Annotated in this window: 15 protein-coding genes; 2 read left to right on the plus strand and 13 right to left on the minus strand. The window is 38.4% G+C overall.

The genetic code is table 11. The features are described 5' to 3' along the window. The 12 genes from deoC to gpr form a co-directional block, all read right to left on the minus strand. On the minus strand, positions 1–651 hold the full coding sequence (gene deoC, locus KI375_RS07170; RefSeq protein WP_212972831.1) for a deoxyribose-phosphate aldolase: 651 nt from the start codon (positions 649–651) through the stop codon (positions 1–3). Positions 652–1,146: 495 nt separating this feature from the next. Continuing rightward, on the minus strand, positions 1,147–2,499 hold the full coding sequence (gene mtaB / locus KI375_RS07175; RefSeq protein ID WP_212972832.1) for a tRNA (N(6)-L-threonylcarbamoyladenosine(37)-C(2))-methylthiotransferase MtaB: 1,353 nt from the start codon (positions 2,497–2,499) through the stop codon (positions 1,147–1,149). A 4-nt stretch (positions 2,500–2,503) separates the two neighbouring features. Further along, positions 2,504–3,256: a 16S rRNA (uracil(1498)-N(3))-methyltransferase gene (locus tag KI375_RS07180; RefSeq protein WP_212972833.1), complete on the minus strand. Its 753-nt coding sequence runs from the start codon at positions 3,254–3,256 to the stop codon at positions 2,504–2,506. Between the two features lie 12 nt (positions 3,257–3,268). Beyond that, positions 3,269–4,210, minus strand: coding sequence for a 50S ribosomal protein L11 methyltransferase (gene prmA / locus KI375_RS07185; protein ID WP_212972834.1), 942 nt, complete (start codon positions 4,208–4,210; stop codon positions 3,269–3,271). Positions 4,211–4,229: 19 nt separating this feature from the next. Next, positions 4,230–5,357: a molecular chaperone DnaJ gene (gene dnaJ, locus KI375_RS07190; RefSeq protein WP_212972835.1), complete on the minus strand. Its 1,128-nt coding sequence runs from the start codon at positions 5,355–5,357 to the stop codon at positions 4,230–4,232. Between the two features lie 194 nt (positions 5,358–5,551). After that, positions 5,552–7,390, minus strand: a complete 1,839-nt coding sequence (gene dnaK, locus KI375_RS07195; protein WP_212972836.1) for a molecular chaperone DnaK — start codon at positions 7,388–7,390, stop codon at positions 5,552–5,554. A 39-nt stretch (positions 7,391–7,429) separates the two neighbouring features. Beyond that, positions 7,430–8,041: a nucleotide exchange factor GrpE gene (gene grpE / locus KI375_RS07200; protein ID WP_212972837.1), complete on the minus strand. Its 612-nt coding sequence runs from the start codon at positions 8,039–8,041 to the stop codon at positions 7,430–7,432. A 102-nt stretch (positions 8,042–8,143) separates the two neighbouring features. Then, positions 8,144–9,169: a heat-inducible transcriptional repressor HrcA gene (gene hrcA, locus KI375_RS07205; protein ID WP_212972838.1), complete on the minus strand. Its 1,026-nt coding sequence runs from the start codon at positions 9,167–9,169 to the stop codon at positions 8,144–8,146. A gap of 110 nt (positions 9,170–9,279) precedes the next feature. Beyond that, complete coding sequence (gene hemW, locus KI375_RS07210; RefSeq protein WP_212972839.1) at positions 9,280–10,410, minus strand: radical SAM family heme chaperone HemW; 1,131 nt, start codon at positions 10,408–10,410, stop codon at positions 9,280–9,282. A 386-nt stretch (positions 10,411–10,796) separates the two neighbouring features. Next, the gene (gene lepA / locus KI375_RS07215; RefSeq protein WP_212972840.1) at positions 10,797–12,626 is read right to left on the minus strand and encodes a translation elongation factor 4; all 1,830 of its coding nucleotides are present in this window, start codon (positions 12,624–12,626) and stop codon (positions 10,797–10,799) included. Positions 12,627–12,825: 199 nt separating this feature from the next. Then, positions 12,826–13,161 carry a DUF3679 domain-containing protein gene (locus KI375_RS07220; protein WP_244852395.1) on the minus strand — a complete coding sequence of 112 codons (336 nt, stop codon included), beginning with the start codon at positions 13,159–13,161 and terminating at the stop codon, positions 12,826–12,828. A 66-nt stretch (positions 13,162–13,227) separates the two neighbouring features. Further along, positions 13,228–14,355: a GPR endopeptidase gene (gene gpr / locus KI375_RS07225; protein ID WP_212972842.1), complete on the minus strand. Its 1,128-nt coding sequence runs from the start codon at positions 14,353–14,355 to the stop codon at positions 13,228–13,230. 319 nt (positions 14,356–14,674) lie between these two features. Between gpr and rpsT the strand changes: the two genes are divergently transcribed. Further along, positions 14,675–14,935 (plus strand): 30S ribosomal protein S20, encoded by a 261-nt coding sequence (gene rpsT / locus KI375_RS07230; RefSeq protein WP_212972843.1) that lies wholly within the window; start codon positions 14,675–14,677, stop codon positions 14,933–14,935. Between the two features lie 31 nt (positions 14,936–14,966). Here rpsT and holA read toward each other — a convergent pair whose 3' ends face one another. Then, positions 14,967–15,989, minus strand: coding sequence for a DNA polymerase III subunit delta (holA, locus tag KI375_RS07235; RefSeq protein WP_212972844.1), 1,023 nt, complete (start codon positions 15,987–15,989; stop codon positions 14,967–14,969). A gap of 347 nt (positions 15,990–16,336) precedes the next feature. On the opposite strand from holA, the gene KI375_RS07240 reads away from it, so the two are divergent. Next, on the plus strand, positions 16,337–16,471 hold the full coding sequence (locus KI375_RS07240; RefSeq protein WP_207451477.1) for a YqzM family protein: 135 nt from the start codon (positions 16,337–16,339) through the stop codon (positions 16,469–16,471). Positions 16,472–16,485 lie beyond the last annotated feature (14 nt).

The raw sequence follows: 16,485 nt of genomic DNA on the forward strand, positions 1-16,485 counted from the left end.
TCATCCTTGAACAATGGCGACTCCGGAGCTCGTTCCAATACGGGTCGCCCCTGCTTCTAGCATTTTACAGGCATCTTCCTTCGTTTTAATTCCGCCAGATGCCTTGACGCCCATTTGCTCTCCTATTGTTACTCTCATTAACTTTATATCTTCAATTGTTGCACCTCCACCTGAAAAGCCTGTGGATGTCTTAACAAAATCAGCGCCTGCCTTTTTAGCCAGAATGCATGCTTGACGTTTTTCTTCCTCTGTTAATAGACTTGTTTCAATAATAACCTTTACCAAAGCTTTTCCAGTTGCAGCAGCACATACAGCAGCAATATCTTTTTGCACTTGATCATTTTCTCCAGCTTTAAGAGCACCAATATTGATGACCATATCGACTTCATCAGCCCCTTGTTCAATGGCGTGCGTTGTTTCAAACACCTTTGTTTCTGTCGTATTCGCACCAAGTGGGAAACCAACAACTGTACAAACCTTCACATTTGTTTTCTGTAAACATTGATTGGCCGTGGATACCCATTCAGGGTTCACACATACTGAAGCAAAATGATAATGACTTGCTTCCTCACATAGTTGGATAATCTGTTCTTTAGTTGCATCTGGTTTTAATAATGTATGGTCAATGATCTCTGCTAAATTCTCAGACATATAACAACACCCCTATCAATTTCTTTTAAATAAGCATACCATTTCTTCAGTTTTTGAAAAAGAAAAGCTATCCACCATAGAATGGGATAGCTTTTCAAAAGATCAGAAAGTATAAATTCAGCTAATTTCGGATCTAGCTCCAGGCCACCCGCTCGACATACAGAATGTCCTAATGCAGACGAAGCACTAGGATGGTGCGAACTTAGCCTTACTTCGCTTGCGCTTTTGTTCTAGTTTAGGAAATTTTAAAATTCTTGGTTTGTGGCTAACTGTTTACATTACGGTTGGTGTCTAGCTCCAGCGCCCAACGACTAGCAAACTTTCAGCTTCTTCCTACGATAAGTCAACATCGGCTCATGCTTCGCCGTGTATCCTTTATCTCTGGCCTACAGGATGTAGGTCTGAACAGCGTTGCGCCAGGACGGCGCGTTTTTAGCTGTTCATCCTTACTATGAAAGTTTGTACGTCGCTAAACGGGCGCTTGCGCTTTTGTTCCTACATAGCCATGGAATCTGTTTCTTGAATCTCATCCATTTCTCTTACGAATTTTCCCTCGTTGTATGGATAACCCGCTTTTGTAATTTTTACGCGAATTAATTTTCCAATCATGTCCTTCGTTCCTGGGAATACTACTTTCATGTAATTATCTGTATATCCTTCATACAATCCGCTCTCAGGATCCTCTTTATAAGGTTCCTCCGGGATAATCTCAAGAACCTCATTCTCAAAACGTGAAGCATATTCTTTTGCAAGCTGGTCTGATAAAGAAATCAAGCGATGCACACGATCGTTTTTCACATCTTCATCTATTTGATCCGTCATTCTTGCAGCAGGCGTTCCAGTACGCATGGAATATGGGAAGACATGAAGCTCAGAGAACTTATGTTTTTTTATAAAGTCATATGTTTCCTGAAATTCCTCTTCTGTTTCCCCAGGGAATCCAACAATCACGTCAGAAGTAACGGCTAGTCCTGGTAAAGCTTTTTTCAATCTTTCAAGTCTTTCCGCATAAAAGGCCATTGTATATTTTCTACGCATTCTCTTTAATACAGTGTCAGAGCCCGACTGAAGCGGAATATGCAGATGGCGAACAACAAGTTTAGAATTCTCCATTACCTCAATCACTTCATCCGTTAATTGGCTGGCCTCAATCGAGGAAATACGTAATCTTTTTAGACCTTTTACCTGTGATTCAAGGTCTCGCAATAACGCTGCTAAATTATAATCTTTTAAATCTTCTCCGTATCCACCAGTATGAATGCCTGTCAAAACAATTTCTTTGTATCCTGCATCCACTAATTGTTGGGCTTGGCGAATAACTTCTTGAGGATCACGGGAACGCATTAAGCCACGTGCCCATGGAATGATACAAAATGTACAAAAATTATTGCATCCTTCTTGGATTTTCAAAGAAGCGCGAGTTCGATCGGTAAAAGAAGGAACATCCAATTCTTCATAGACACGATTTTTCATAATATTGCCGACACCATTGATCGGTTGTCTTTCCTGTTTGTATTGCTCAATATATTCAAGCATTTTAATACGATCCTGCGTCCCAACGACAACATCCACTCCGGGAATAGCCATGATTTCAGCCGGAGATGTTTGGGCATAACATCCTGTTACACAAATAACGGCATCAGGATTTTTTCGGATCGCCCGTCTGATAACCTGGCGACTTTTTTTATCTCCAGTATTTGTGACCGTACAAGTATTAATGACGTATACATCTGAGCTATTTTCAAAATCGACACGTTCATATCCTTGTTTTTGAAACAATTGCCAAATCGCTTCAGTCTCATAGTGGTTAACTTTACAACCTAATGTGTGAAAAGCAACACTAGACATATCCTCACCTCAATAATTCAAAATGATAAGAAATGGCCGCCAATGTATATAACGGCGCTGTTTCTGTTCGTAAAATTCTCGGGCCAAGTCCACATATTTTAAAGTCATTTTCCAAAAGAAGGTTCTTTTCTTGATCTGTTATGCCGCCTTCTGGACCAAAAACAATAAACATTCTATCTCCAGCTTTCATTTCCGAAAGTATTTGAGCAAATTGGCTTTTCTCTCCTGCTTTTGCCGCTTCTTCAAAAGCGAGTACCTTCTGATCAAAGGCTTGGCTATATGCAATAAGCTCCTTTAGCCTTACTGGAGAATGAATAACGGGTAAGCGTTGACGATGAGATTGCTCAGCGGCTTCTTTTGCAATCTTTTTCCATCTTTGCCATTTTTTTTCTGCCTTTTTCTCTTCCCATTTCACTACAGATCGTTCGGCAATAAAAGGGATAAACTCAGTTGCTCCAAGCTCTGTCCCTTTTTGAATGATCCACTCTAATTTATCCACTTTCGGCAAACCACTTGCAATCGTTACATCGATAGGAAGCTCTTTGTCTTCTTGTTCCCACTCGATAATCTTTGCCTCTAACGATTCATCACTTATCGAATCAATTGTAACGAGTGCCGTTTTCAAATTGGAAAAGGCAACCCAAAAGCTGGCTCCTTCCTTCATCCTCATAACATGATTAATATGATGATACTCGTCACCTGAAAGAATAACCGATTTTTGTCCTTCATAGGTTTCATTTAGAAAATATCTTTGCATGGCTTTACTCCGTCATCTTTTTGTTGTAATAAAAGTGACCCAATCTTCCATTACGAGCGTTTCGACAATTTCAAATCCCGCTCGATTTAATGCCGTTTTGACGTCTTGTTTTTTCGGTTGAATAATCCCAGATGTTATAAAATATCCACCCTTACGAACAATCGATGCTGCGTCCTTGGTTAAACGGATTATGATGTCAGCCAGGATATTGGCTACAACGACATCTATATTATTCACTGAGAGACCAGTCAATAAATCGCCTTTACGAACTTCTATTTTTTCCTCTAAGTGATTTAATTGAATATTTTCTTTTGCCGATTCAACTGCCACTTCATCTAAATCAAGCGCCGTGGTAGTTTTTGCATTTAACAGGGCGGCAGCAATACTTAAAACACCAGATCCTGTACCAACATCAACGACTGTATCTCCGGCCTTTACCGTTTTTTCCAAGGCCTGAATACTCATGACTGTAGTTGGATGTGTGCCAGTACCAAAAGCCATCCCTGGATCCAATTCAATGATAAGCTCATCACTTGCCATCTTTTGATAGTTTTCCCAAGTAGGAACGATTGTAAATCGCTTGGAGATCTTAGCAGGGTGGTAATATTGTTTCCAAGCAGTTTCCCAGTCCTCTTCCTTTACCTCTGTTGTGGAAACATGATTTCTTCCAATGTCAATATTATACTTAACCAAATCAGAAATCTCTTTTTTGATCGAATCAATCGTCTCACCAATAAAATTATTGATGGGTACATACGCTTTAATGATGACTCCTTCTTCTGGATAATCATTTGGATTTAGTTCAATGATTTCTCCAAACCAATTCTCACGTTCTTTGGTTAATTCTAAAGGATCCTCAATAACGACCCCACTTGCACCAGCCTCATGGAAAATATTAGATATTGCCTCAACGGCTTCATTGGTTGTATGGACACTAATTTCATTCCATTTCAAATTGTCTCATTCCCTATCATCAGCTTTTAAAAGTCCGTTTCACTTTATCAAAAAAACTTTCGTGCTGCTCATCAGGAGTACTACCACTAAGTTCAGCAAAGTCACGAAGAAGCTGCTTTTGTTGGTCTGTTAGTTTAGTCGGTGTAATCACTTTTACTTGAACGTGCTGATCACCAGTCCCATAGCCACGAACATTTGGAACTCCTTTAGCACGTAAGCGGAATGTTGTACCCGTTTGGGTCCCTACTGGAATCTTTAATTTTACTTTTCCATAAAGTGTCGGAACCTCAATTTCATCCCCCAAAGCCGCTTGTGCATAGGTAATCGGCATTTCACAATAGATGTCATCACCATCACGTTCAAAGAACTCATGATTCTTTACATGGAAGACAACATATAAGTCTCCAGCTGGGCCACCTTTTGTGCCTGGTTCTCCTTCACCAGCGACACGCATTTGTTGTCCTTCATCAATACCTTTAGGGATCTTAATATTGATCTTTTTCCGTTTTTTGACTTTTCCGTCTCCACCACATGTTGTACACTTATCTTTAATAATTTCTCCAGTTCCTTGGCAATACTGACACACTCGCCGATTAACAATTCTACCAAAAGGTGTATTTTGTTCTACATTGAGTTGACCAGTCCCATTACAATGGGTACATTTTTCAGGAGAAGTTCCTGGTTTTGCACCACTACCGTGACAAGTTTCACAAGTTTCTTCCCTTGGTATTTCGATCTCTGTTTCCTTGCCAAACACAGCCTCTTCAAAAGATAGAGTCATTGTATATTGGAGATCCGCTCCTTGTCTCGGAGCATTAGGGTCACGTCGACCGCCGCCTCCTCCAAAGAAAGTGTTAAAAATATCTTCAAATCCACCGAAACCAAAGTCGGAGCCTTCACTAAAACCGCCTCCGCCCCCAAATCCTTGGGGACCAGCATGCCCAAATTGGTCATACTGAGCTCTTTTTTGGTCATCGCTCAATACTTCATATGCTTCCGTGATTTCTTTGAATTTCTCATCTGCCCCTGGTTCTTTGTTAATATCAGGGTGATATTTCTTCGACAAACGCCTATAAGCTTTTTTGATCTCATCTTTCGACGTATCTTTTGATATACCTAATACATCATAGTAATCCCTTTTGCTCATCTAAACACACTCCCGGATCCTTTTCACATAAATTCTATTCTAACATATATAATTTGTGGATTGAAAGTACTGATCTTAAGAAAAGCTCATACACACACTTTTAAGGGATAAGATTAGCCAGTCGATAGCCTTTCCACCCTTATAAGAAAAGCCAAAGCCGATTATGGGCTTTGGCTTTTTTCAAACCAATTCTTTTATTTTTTTTCTTCGTCGTCGTTAACTTCTTCATAATCAGCATCGACAATATTATCATCACTGTTTTCTTGTCCAGCTTCGCCGCCTTGGCTTTCTTGTGCTTGCTTAGCGGCTTCTTCATATAGCTTCATAGAAAGATTTTGGACAATTTCTTGTAATGCATCTTTCTTTTGACGCATCTCTTCAAGATCATTTTTTTCAATTGCGGACTTTAATTCCTCTTTTGCTTCTTCTGCTTTCTTGACCTCTTCTTCATCCACTTTTCCTTCAAGGTCTTTTAATGTTTTTTCAGTTGTAAAGACTAGTTGATCTGCTTCATTTCTCAGCTCAACCTCTTCTTTAAGCTTCTTATCTGCTTCAGAATTTTCTTCCGCCTCTTTTACCATTCTTTCGACTTCATCATCTGATAGACCGGAAGAAGATTTGATTGTGATATTCTGCTCTTTGCTAGTTCCAAGATCTTTGGCACTAACATTAACAATACCATTTTTATCGATATCGAATTTCACTTCAATTTGCGGCACACCACGTGGTGCTGGAGGGATATCCGTTAATTGGAAACGTCCCAAAGTCTTATTATCGGCAGCCATCGGTCTTTCACCTTGTAGCACATGGATATCAACCGCTGTTTGGCTATCTGCTGCAGTGGAGAATACTTGAGATTTTGCTGTTGGGATTGTGGTATTACGCTCAATTAATTTTGTAAATACTCCACCCATTGTTTCAATACCCAAGGATAATGGTGTCACATCAAGTAGGACAACGTCTTTCACGTCTCCTGTAAGGACTCCTCCTTGGATCGCAGCTCCCATTGCCACCACTTCATCAGGGTTCACACCTTTATGCGGCTCTTTGCCAACTTCTTTACGGATAGCTTCTTGAACAGCTGGAATTCTTGTTGATCCACCTACTAAAATAACCTTATCAATGTCTGAAGCAGATTTACCCGCATCTTTTAAAGATTGACGAGTCGGCCCCATTGTTCTTTCTACTAAAGAGGATGAAATTTCATCAAATTTTGCTCGAGTTAAATTAATCTCAAGATGAAGAGGACCAGCTTCTCCTGCTGTAATAAATGGTAGAGAGATTTGCGTTGAAGTCACGCCAGAAAGATCCTTTTTTGCTTTTTCAGCAGCATCCTTCAATCTTTGCAAAGCCATTTTATCATTAGCAAGATCAATTCCATTTTCTCGCTTAAATTCTTGTACAAGATAATCGATGATAACTTGGTCAAAATCATCTCCACCAAGCTTATTATCACCAGCAGTAGCTAGAACTTCAAAGACGCCATCTCCAAGTTCCATGATTGATACGTCAAATGTGCCTCCACCTAAATCATAGACAAGGATGGTTTGGTCTTCCTCTGTTTTATCAAGACCATAGGCAAGAGCTGCTGCTGTCGGTTCATTAATGATTCTTTCAACCTCAAGACCAGCAATTGTACCAGCATCCTTCGTCGCTTGACGTTGGGCATCATTAAAATATGCAGGAACTGTAATAACAGCCTTCTCGACTTTTTCACCTAGATAATCTTCTGCATATGATTTAAGATATTGCAAGATTACAGCAGATAGTTCTTGTGGTGTATAATTTTTTCCTTCAACTTCTGTCTTAAAGTCTGATCCCATATGACGTTTAATCGAGATTACTGTATTAGGATTTGTAATAGCTTGACGTTTCGCCACTTCACCAACTTGGCGTTCTCCATTTTTAAACGCAATAACAGATGGACTTGTTCTGTTTCCTTCTGGGTTAGGAATAACTTTAGGTTCTCCACCTTCTAGGACAGACACACAAGAGTTTGTTGTCCCGAGGTCAATTCCGATAATTTTGCTCATAATATTTTACCTCCAGTTAAATTATGTAAGACTTAACAATTATTGATTTACTTTCACCATTGATGGACGGATCACACGATCTTTTAAGATATAGCCCTTTTGGAGCTCTTCCACGATTTCATTGGATTCAAACTGTTCATCAGAAGTTTGCATAACAGCTTGATGATAATTAGGGTCAAATTGCTTTCCAACTGCATCAATTTGTTTAGCACCAGCTTTTTCAAGCGCATCTATAATAGATCGATAAACCATCTCAACACCATTTAATAAAGCTTCTGATTGCTCGTTTTCAGGTTCAAAAGCCAAAGCTCGTTCAAAGTTATCTATAGCGGGTAACAACTCTGTGATCAGTGTTTGCGATTTATATTTTTCACTTGCCTCCAGTTCCTGACGTGCACGGCGGCGTGAGTTTTCAAAATCAGCATATAATCTTACATAACGGTTTTCAGCCTCTTCAAGCTTAGCTTCCAATTCTTTAATTTTAGTACCTTCTTCTGTATTTTCTTGTTGATCCTCTTCTACCTTTTCGTCAGCTTGTTCAACCGTATTCTCATTATTTTCATCAACAAATTCGGTGTTGTCGCTGGTTTCATTCGTTATTTCATCTTCAAATTCTTTCTTTTCAGCTTGCTTACTCGCATCTTGTTGCATCACAGTCACCTCCTTAAAATAATAATCTGGTATTGCTTTTTGACAGCATTAACCAGTAGGAAACAAAATAAATTTCCTTCCTGATTGAACTTTGCACTCCCCTTAGCGGTATAATCTTGTCATCGCTAACGTCATATCTCTGCTCAAGAAATCTAATAAACTAATGACTCTAGAATATTCCATCCTCGTTGGACCGACAATAGCAATTGTTCCAACATTTTCATTCGCGATAGAATAGGTTGCTGTAATCAAGCTACAGTCTTCCATCATAATGTTATTATTTTCCTTGCCAATTTTAACATTAATCCCTCTAGGGGTGTGCTTGAAAAGTTCGTATATTCCTTTCCCTTCCTCTATCATATCCATGAATGACCGAATTTTTTCAATATCATTGAATTCGAAATGATTCAGCATGTTTAATTTCCCACCAAAGAAAAGTCGTTCAGATGCTGGAGAATCAACGGTTTCCATGATAATTTTAAAGAAATAATCATAACGTTCAATATTCTTCTTTAGAAGAGTTGCCACTTCTTTGTAGATTGTACGTCCTAATTCAGAAATAGGAATTCCAGAAAGTTTCTCATTTAATATATTGACCAACTTTTCAATTTCCCCAGCCGCAATATCATCAGGTAAAGTGAACAATCGATTTTCAACATGCCCCGTATCTGTGATGATGATTGCGACAGCCCTGTTATCATTCAAAGGGATAATTTGTAGACTTTTTAACTGATTTTCTTTTACAGCAGGTCCCAATAAAATCGCCGTATAATTTGTTAGCTCTGATAAAATTTGCGCCGATTTTTGGGCAATATTTTCTAGTTCGTAAAGTCGTTCACTAAATATCGAATGAATTTTATTCATGTCATCTTTTTTTAATTCTGGTGGTGATAACAAATGGTCCACATAATAACGATATCCTTTTTCAGATGGGACTCTCCCAGAAGATGTATGGGTTTTTTCTATAAAGCCCAGTTCTTCTAAGTCAGCCATCTCATTTCGAATCGTTGCTGAGCTAATCGCAAAAGGAATATTCTGTGATAATTTTCTTGAGCCGACAGGTTGGGCAGATCGAATAAAGTCATCAATAATTACCTGCAATATCAATAATTGACGATCTGTTAACAACTTTCATCACCTCTATTAGCACTCTATAAACTCGAGTGCTAAATCTATAAATAAAGTATCAAAATGACTAGATGATGTCAACGATTAATACTCAAAGGATACAAGATTTTTTAAGCAAGGAGAAATGCCTGGAAAACCACATTTCCTAAGAAACGGCCTTTTTCGGTTAGACGAATGTGATCATCAGCAATTTCTAGTAAGTCTCTTTCGATCATTTCCTTAATAGCCGACCGAAATGTCTGGAAAGGATCCAAGGAAAACTTCTTTTGGAAATGGGAAATGGAGACTCCTTTTGTTTTTCGCAGACCAAGAAACATCTCTTCTTCCAGTTTCTCTTTCATTGTCGGACTGTTTTCGGAGAAGATCGGAAGCTTTCCTTCCGAAATAGGTTCCATATATTTTTTTAATGGTCCTGCATTGGAATATCTTGTACCATTTATATAACCATGTGCTCCTGCTCCAAATCCGTAATACTCTTCGTTATTCCAGTATATAAGATTATGTTTGCTTTCAAATTCGCTTCGCGAAAAGTTGCTAATCTCATATTGCCGGAGCCCCTTCTTCTCCATTTCCTCCATTAGTAAACGATACATATCAGCCTCTTCGTCTTCACTAGGAAGCGGTAATTTACCTTTTCTCATTAGATTGTAAAAAATCGTTTTCGGCTCAACAATCAAGGAATATCCTGAATAATGTGGTAAATCGAGCGCAAGAGCTTTTTGAAGAGTATCTTGAAAATCTTCAATTGTTTGTCCAGGTAACGCATAAATCAAATCAATACTGATATTTTCAAATCCGACCTCTTTGGCTTGTTCAATAGAGCGATAGACATCATCGACTCGATGGGAACGACCTATTTTTTCAAGCAATTCATTGCTAAAGGATTGAACGCCAAAGCTTAAGCGATTCACTCCATAGTCTGCAAGAATTTTTAATTTTTCTTTGGACAAATCACCTGGATTGGCCTCAAATGTAAATTCGCCCTTTGTAAAAGGAAGACCTTCTCTAATGCCTTTACAAAGGCACTCTAATTGCCGCTCATTTAATGCTGTAGGAGTCCCCCCTCCCACGAAAATAGTTGCTAAGTCTTGCGTAGACTTTTGGTCCATCGTTAGCTTAAATTCATGAAAAAGTGATTGTAAATATTCATCAACAGGTTGTCCCTTTAAAAAGAATTTATTGAAGTCACAGTAATAACATATATGTTCACAAAATGGTATATGAATATACGCAGCTTTCATCTTATCACACCTTATCTTAAGAAAAGCGTAAGCGCCCTGATATAGGAAGAAAAACTAAGTTCGCGACAGCCTGTACGTCGCAGTGTCTTTCTAGCCAACATCCTGTTGCCCTCCGACAAGCAAATTTTCCTGAACCTTGAAAGGACGATCTTCCCTTCATAGCTTTAGGGTTATTAAGTTAGAACATCGGCTAAAGACACGACATCCTACGAGCTTTTTGGGGCTAGGCGCTAAAGCTAGATCCAGTATTAGCCAATTTATACTCTAACCTTTTAAGAAAAGCGCAAGCCTTTTAGGAGCTTTACGCTTAAAATTTTTCACCTTCTGCAAAAGGTCTAAACGAAAAAAGGAGTTAGCCTTTACGGGCTTATCTCCCTTATCAGCTTCTATTTTCCGTCTTCATCTCGCCTCAGTACTGCCATAAATGCTTCTTGCGGAACTTCTACTGAGCCTACTTGTTTCATTCGTTTTTTACCTTCTTTTTGCTTTTCAAGTAACTTACGTTTTCGTGAGATATCCCCACCATAACATTTTGCTAATACATTTTTTCCCATCGACTTAATCGTGGAACGGGCAATAATTTTTTGTCCAATCGCCGCTTGAACTGGTACTTCGAATTGTTGACGAGGAATTAAATCTTTTAATTTTTCAACAATTGATTTTCCACGCTCATAGGCAAAATCACGGTGAACAATAAAGCTTAATGCATCAACCTGCTCAGTATTTAATAGGATATCCATTTTTACTAAATTCGAAGGTTTATACCCAATCATTTCATAATCAAAAGAGGCATACCCTTTTGTTTGAGATTTTAATTGATCAAAAAAGTCAAATACAATCTCTGCAAGTGGAATTTCGTAAATAACATTTACTCGAATATCATCCAAGTATTGCATATCAACGAAGTTCCCTCTCTTCGCTTGAGAAAGCTCCATGACTGCTCCGACATAATCGTTTGGCACCATCATCGATGCTTTCACATAAGGTTCTTCCACATGATCAATTTTTTGCGGGTCAGGCATATTCGATGGATTGTCTACCTTTAACTCCGTTCCATCTGTTAAATACACCTTGTATACAACGCTTGGTGCAGTCGTAATAAGGTCAATTTTAAATTCTCTTTCAATTCGTTCTTGAATAATTTCCATATGAAGTAGACCTAAGAAGCCACAACGAAAACCGAACCCAAGTGCTTGTGAAGTTTCCGGCTCATAACCAAGTGCCGAATCATTTAGCTCTAATTTTTCTAAAGCTTCCCTGAGATCATTAAATTTATTTGAATCAATCGGGTATAGCCCGCAAAATACCATTGAATTTAATTTTCGATAACCTGGTAGAGGCTTATCAGCAGGATTATTCACTTGTGTAATGGTATCCCCTACTCTAGTATCTGCCACATTTTTAATAGAAGCGGTCAAGAAACCAACATCCCCAACAGTAAGCTCTTCTACAAGCATAGGCTTTGGAGCATGAACTCCAACTTCTAACACCTCAAATTCTTTCCCTGTGGCCATCATCTTAATTTTATCTCCTGGTTTAACAGTCCCCTCAGCAATTCGAATAGAGGCAATAACGCCACGGTACGCATCATAAATCGAATCAAAAATTAATGCTTTTAAAGGTGCATCAGGATCCCCAATAGGAGCTGGTACTTTTTCGACAACTTGCTCAAGAATCTCCTCGATTCCGATACCCGCTTTCGCAGATGCCAGTACAGCTTCACTTGCATCAAGCCCGATAACATCTTCCACCTCTTGCCTTACTCTTTCTGGATCGGCAGCAGGAAGGTCAATTTTATTAATAACAGGCAAGATTTCCAAATCATTATCTAGTGCTAAATAGACATTCGCCAAAGTTTGTGCTTCGATTCCTTGGGCCGCGTCCACAACTAATATGGCCCCCTCACAAGCAGCCAAACTTCGTGACACCTCATAAGTGAAATCGACATGTCCCGGTGTATCGATAAGATGAAAAATATAATCTTCCCCATCTTTCGCTTGATATTTTAATTGAACCGCATTTAATTTAATCGTAATGCCGCGCTCTCTTTCCAAATCCATGGAATCAAGAAGCTGCGCCTTCATCTCTCTAGCTGTTAAAGCTTTTGTTTTTTCCAATATTCTATCTGCCAATGTTGATTTTCCATGATCAATATGAGCGATAATAGAAAAATTCCTTATCCGTTCTCGTCTCTTTATCTTCTCTTCACGATTCATTCCGTTCACTCCTGTTAATCGACACATGTTTGCTAGGCTAAATTATAACAGCAGTATCGGGAAAAGTGAAATGGAAAAACGCTTCTTATTCTCTTATAAGCCATGAAAAAAGAACATCAGTGAACGGCAAAGAGCAATTTCCTTGCAAGCTTCACTCATGTTCGATTTCGTTTAGTCCACTACAAATCCTTATGCTGCCCTAAAAAAGACTTGCAAAGAAGTTAATAACTGCTTGGGCAATACTAGAAATTAAATCCGCTAATAACTTACCGATTTCTGAAAAAAAGTTAAACGATTTTGCTTCTTCCAGTTTTTCTTTTTTCTCATCTAAATTAAAGGAGGAGATTTCGTTTCCTAATACAGCAGCATTGAGAGATCCCTCATCCGTTGTTTCTATATTTACGGGGGTTTGGAAGGAGGAATCTGTATACCCTCTCATTTCGTTCATCCCTTGATTCGCTTTGTTCATACCGATTAAAACCCCTACAAATAAAATGGTAATCAGAAATATTGATTTGAATACAAACTTCCCCATTCCTTCCACCTCTCTATCATTTCCTCTACTAATCCGTATGCGGATAGAGAAAAGAGTAGAACAAAATTATCTTGTTTTAAACCCAGTATCTGTTTGATCCACTGCCGCATGTAAGGCTGCGTTTAAACCAGTTGACAATACATTTGCCATATCTTCAATAAACACATCTACTTCTTTTGGTGTCACCATTAAATTATGTCCTAAGGGTGCCAACACCTCGGAAATCAAACCTCTTTTCTCCTCTTCGTCCAAGATACCTAACATCCCTAAAAATGTTTGTCTTTCATTTTCCTCAGGTAGATCCTCTTCAGTCAATTTTTTCTTCTCTCCAAATGTCATGCCTGCCGGCGCCAAAGATTTTGAGGGCTGCCCTGACTCTCTTAATTCCTTACCAAAATGCTTTAAAATAAAATCAATGGTATCACTTGTAATCGTCACAGCATCTACAACAGTTGGGACTCCAATTGAAATCACCGGAACTCCTAGTGTTTCTTTACTTAGTTCTTTCCTTTTATTCCCTACCCCAGATCCCGGATGGATGCCTGTATCTGAAATCTGAATAGTCGCATTGACCCTTTCTATCGATCTGGAAGCAAGTGCATCGATCGCGATAACAAAATCCGGGTTAGACTTTTCTATAACGCCAAAAATAATATCACTCGTTTCAATGCCGGTAAGTCCCATTACACCGGGAGCAATCGCACTTACAGCTCGGTAGCCTTTCTCTACATTTTCCGGTTGTAATTGAAATAAATGCCTAGTTATGATTAAATTCTCACAAACACTTGGCCCTAGAGCATCTGGAGTAACATTCCAGTTTCCCAAACCAACAACTAAGCAAGTAGCATCTTTCGGAATTTTTAACATTTGTAAAAAAGAGTGGAACTCTCGAGCAAATATTTTTTCAACTTCTTGTTGTGTTTGACTATCTTGTGAGCGAATTCCTTGTACTTCAAGCGTAAGATAGTGACCTTGCTTTTTCCCAATTCGCTTTTCCCCTTCAGCTGTGACCGTTGCCATAGAAATCTTCATGTCCTGTTCCATTTTTTCCTGGATGATGACACCTTCAATTTCCTTTTTTTCGACCTTATCCTTTTTCTTTCCAGTTAATTGTTCTAAAGCTATTTCAAAAGCTTCTGTTGCAAGGTCAGTCCGAACAGAATATGGATTTAAATCTAAGTTTTTTTCTGTCATTTCTAGCTCCTCCATTCTAATGAGTGTTCAAAAGGAGGATAAAATGGACCAAGAAGTTCGAGGCGGTGACTTCGACGTTCGACACAGGACGTGTCGGTACTTAGCCGAAGATCTTTTATCTCGAAGTGTCATTTTTACCGGACTTTTTGAACATCCTCTTCTATTCTTTTCTTTTTCACATCATTTCCTTCCTTGGCAAATTTCATTCAGAAGTATTGCAATCCTGCTATCTGTTTGATAAAATATCCTTTGTTCTTATTGTTTATAATGGTATTGGTCGAGTGACATAGAATCTCGAGCTATACAGGAGGTGAAGAGAATGCCAAATATTAAATCAGCGATTAAACGTGTAAAAATCAATGATGCAAAAAGCGCACAAAATGCGGCAGCAAAATCTGCTATGCGTACTGCTGTAAGAAAGTTTGAAGCAGCTGCTACAGCAAACCAAGAAGATACAAATGAATTATTCAAGGCTGCAGTAAAACAATTGGATAAGGCAGCAACAAAAGGCTTAATTCACAAAAATACTGCTAACCGCCAAAAAGCTCGTCTAACTAAAAAACTTAGCAATTTGGCATAATTAAAAAAACGCCCCGTTTTGGGACGTTTTTTTAATTTTCATTTAGATTTCCTAGTTGTAGTAAAAACAATTCTAAAGCGACCTCTCTCCCTGCTCCACCTGTCTTAAGCTTTAGGTCTGTTTGCGATAAAAGATTGATTATTTTTCCTAATTCTGCTTCTGAAAAGGAACGTGCTTGTCCGGCGGCAAGTTTTACTCGAAAAGGATGAACCTTTAATGTACTGGCAATTTGCGGTTGTCCATATCCACGCTTCGTCAATTCCTTTACTTGATAAAGCAAACGAAATTGGCCGGCGATTAAGGCCAAAATTTTAATGGGCTCCTCATTTTGCTTCTGTAAATCGTAATATATTCTAAAGGCTTGATCCATTTTCCGTTGTACAACTTTATCAATTAGATCAAAGATATTTTGTTCTAATGACCGAGAAGCCAATTTTTCAATGGTATCTGTATGAACTTCCTCCTCGCTTCCAACATACAAAAATATTTTTTCGAGTTCAGAATGAAGTCGTGTTAAGTCAGATCCAACCAAATTTATTAGTAAATCAATTGCAGCTTGATCCATTTTGATTTGCTGGGCTATTGCTTGCTCTTGTACCCAAACAACCAGTTCTTTCTCATTTAGTTTTTTTCCTTCCACCACTTCAGCGTGTTTCTTTAGTAATTTCGTTATTTTTTTTCTTTCATCTAATTTTTCATAATCACCAGCAAATACTAAAATCGAATACGGCGCAGGTTCCAATATATAGGTCTCTAACTTTTTCAAATTATGTTCCACTTTCTCCTTCGGCTTTTCTGAGGTAAGAAAGATCGGATTATGTAAGATCACCAATTTTTTTTCTCCAAAAAACGGAAAGGTTTCTGCATCCTCTAACGCCTGATCTATCGAAGATTCCTCCATATCGTATACAGATAAATTAAAATCCATTTCTTCATCTGTTAACACATTTGTCACTATTTTTTGCTTTGTTTCATTGATTACATAACTTTCCGTTCCGTATAATAAATACAAGGGAGCAAATTGTTTTTTTTCTAATTGATTCCAAATTTTCATATTAGCCCTTCTCTCATTCATCTTCTTATTATATCGTAAGAAAGCTGAGCTCATTTGACAAGTACAAAGAGACAAATCAACTCATGCTGATTTGTCTCAGATCTATGATGAACGCCACAGAGAAAAGACCTAGGATTCTTTTTCTGAAGCGGAACATAGCACTGTGCTTATTACTGTTGGTTGTGATTCTGCAGAATATAAGAAGTGCTTCCTCATCTTCTTGTATCTATATTGTGACCTCATTGTTAAAAAGTATGGGTGTCAACTCTTGTCAACAGTGGTAATGGAAAAAGTGGATTTTTTTTAAGTCTTCGTCTATACTATAAGTGGAAATAGGAGGGGTAGTTGTGAACGAATTTGAAAAAAATGTACAATCGAAACGAAATGACGCGATAGACTCAGGTGTTGGTTTTGTCGTTTCTTTTGTTTTCTTCGCTGCTATTTTTGTATTAGGAACGGTCATTGAACTCGTAGGAAAATAACTTATTTAAAGAAA

It is taken from the genome of Bacillus sp. J14TS2, from assembly GCF_018333015.1.
GTDB lineage: Bacteria > Bacillota > Bacilli > Bacillales > Bacillaceae_C > Lederbergia.

What these genes read in the sequence shown, in the direction of transcription:
- deoC (WP_212972831.1), bottom strand. Translation starts at nt 651, where the DNA reads ATGTCTGAGAATTTAGCAGAGATCATTGACCATACATTATTAAAACCA.
- mtaB (WP_212972832.1), bottom strand. Translation starts at nt 2,499, where the DNA reads ATGTCTAGTGTTGCTTTTCACACATTAGGTTGTAAAGTTAACCACTAT.
- KI375_RS07180 (WP_212972833.1), bottom strand. Translation starts at nt 3,256, where the DNA reads ATGCAAAGATATTTTCTAAATGAAACCTATGAAGGACAAAAATCGGTT.
- dnaJ (WP_212972835.1), bottom strand. Translation starts at nt 5,357, where the DNA reads ATGAGCAAAAGGGATTACTATGATGTATTAGGTATATCAAAAGATACG.
- dnaK (WP_212972836.1), bottom strand. Translation starts at nt 7,390, where the DNA reads ATGAGCAAAATTATCGGAATTGACCTCGGGACAACAAACTCTTGTGTG.
- grpE (WP_212972837.1), bottom strand. Translation starts at nt 8,041, where the DNA reads ATGCAACAAGATGCGAGTAAGCAAGCTGAAAAGAAAGAATTTGAAGAT.
- hemW (WP_212972839.1), bottom strand. Translation starts at nt 10,410, where the DNA reads ATGAAAGCTGCGTATATTCATATACCATTTTGTGAACATATATGTTAT.
- lepA (WP_212972840.1), bottom strand. Translation starts at nt 12,626, where the DNA reads ATGAATCGTGAAGAGAAGATAAAGAGACGAGAACGGATAAGGAATTTT.
- KI375_RS07220 (WP_244852395.1), bottom strand. Translation starts at nt 13,161, where the DNA reads ATGGGGAAGTTTGTATTCAAATCAATATTTCTGATTACCATTTTATTT.
- gpr (WP_212972842.1), bottom strand. Translation starts at nt 14,355, where the DNA reads ATGACAGAAAAAAACTTAGATTTAAATCCATATTCTGTTCGGACTGAC.
- rpsT (WP_212972843.1), top strand. Translation starts at nt 14,675, where the DNA reads ATGCCAAATATTAAATCAGCGATTAAACGTGTAAAAATCAATGATGCA.
- holA (WP_212972844.1), bottom strand. Translation starts at nt 15,989, where the DNA reads ATGAAAATTTGGAATCAATTAGAAAAAAAACAATTTGCTCCCTTGTAT.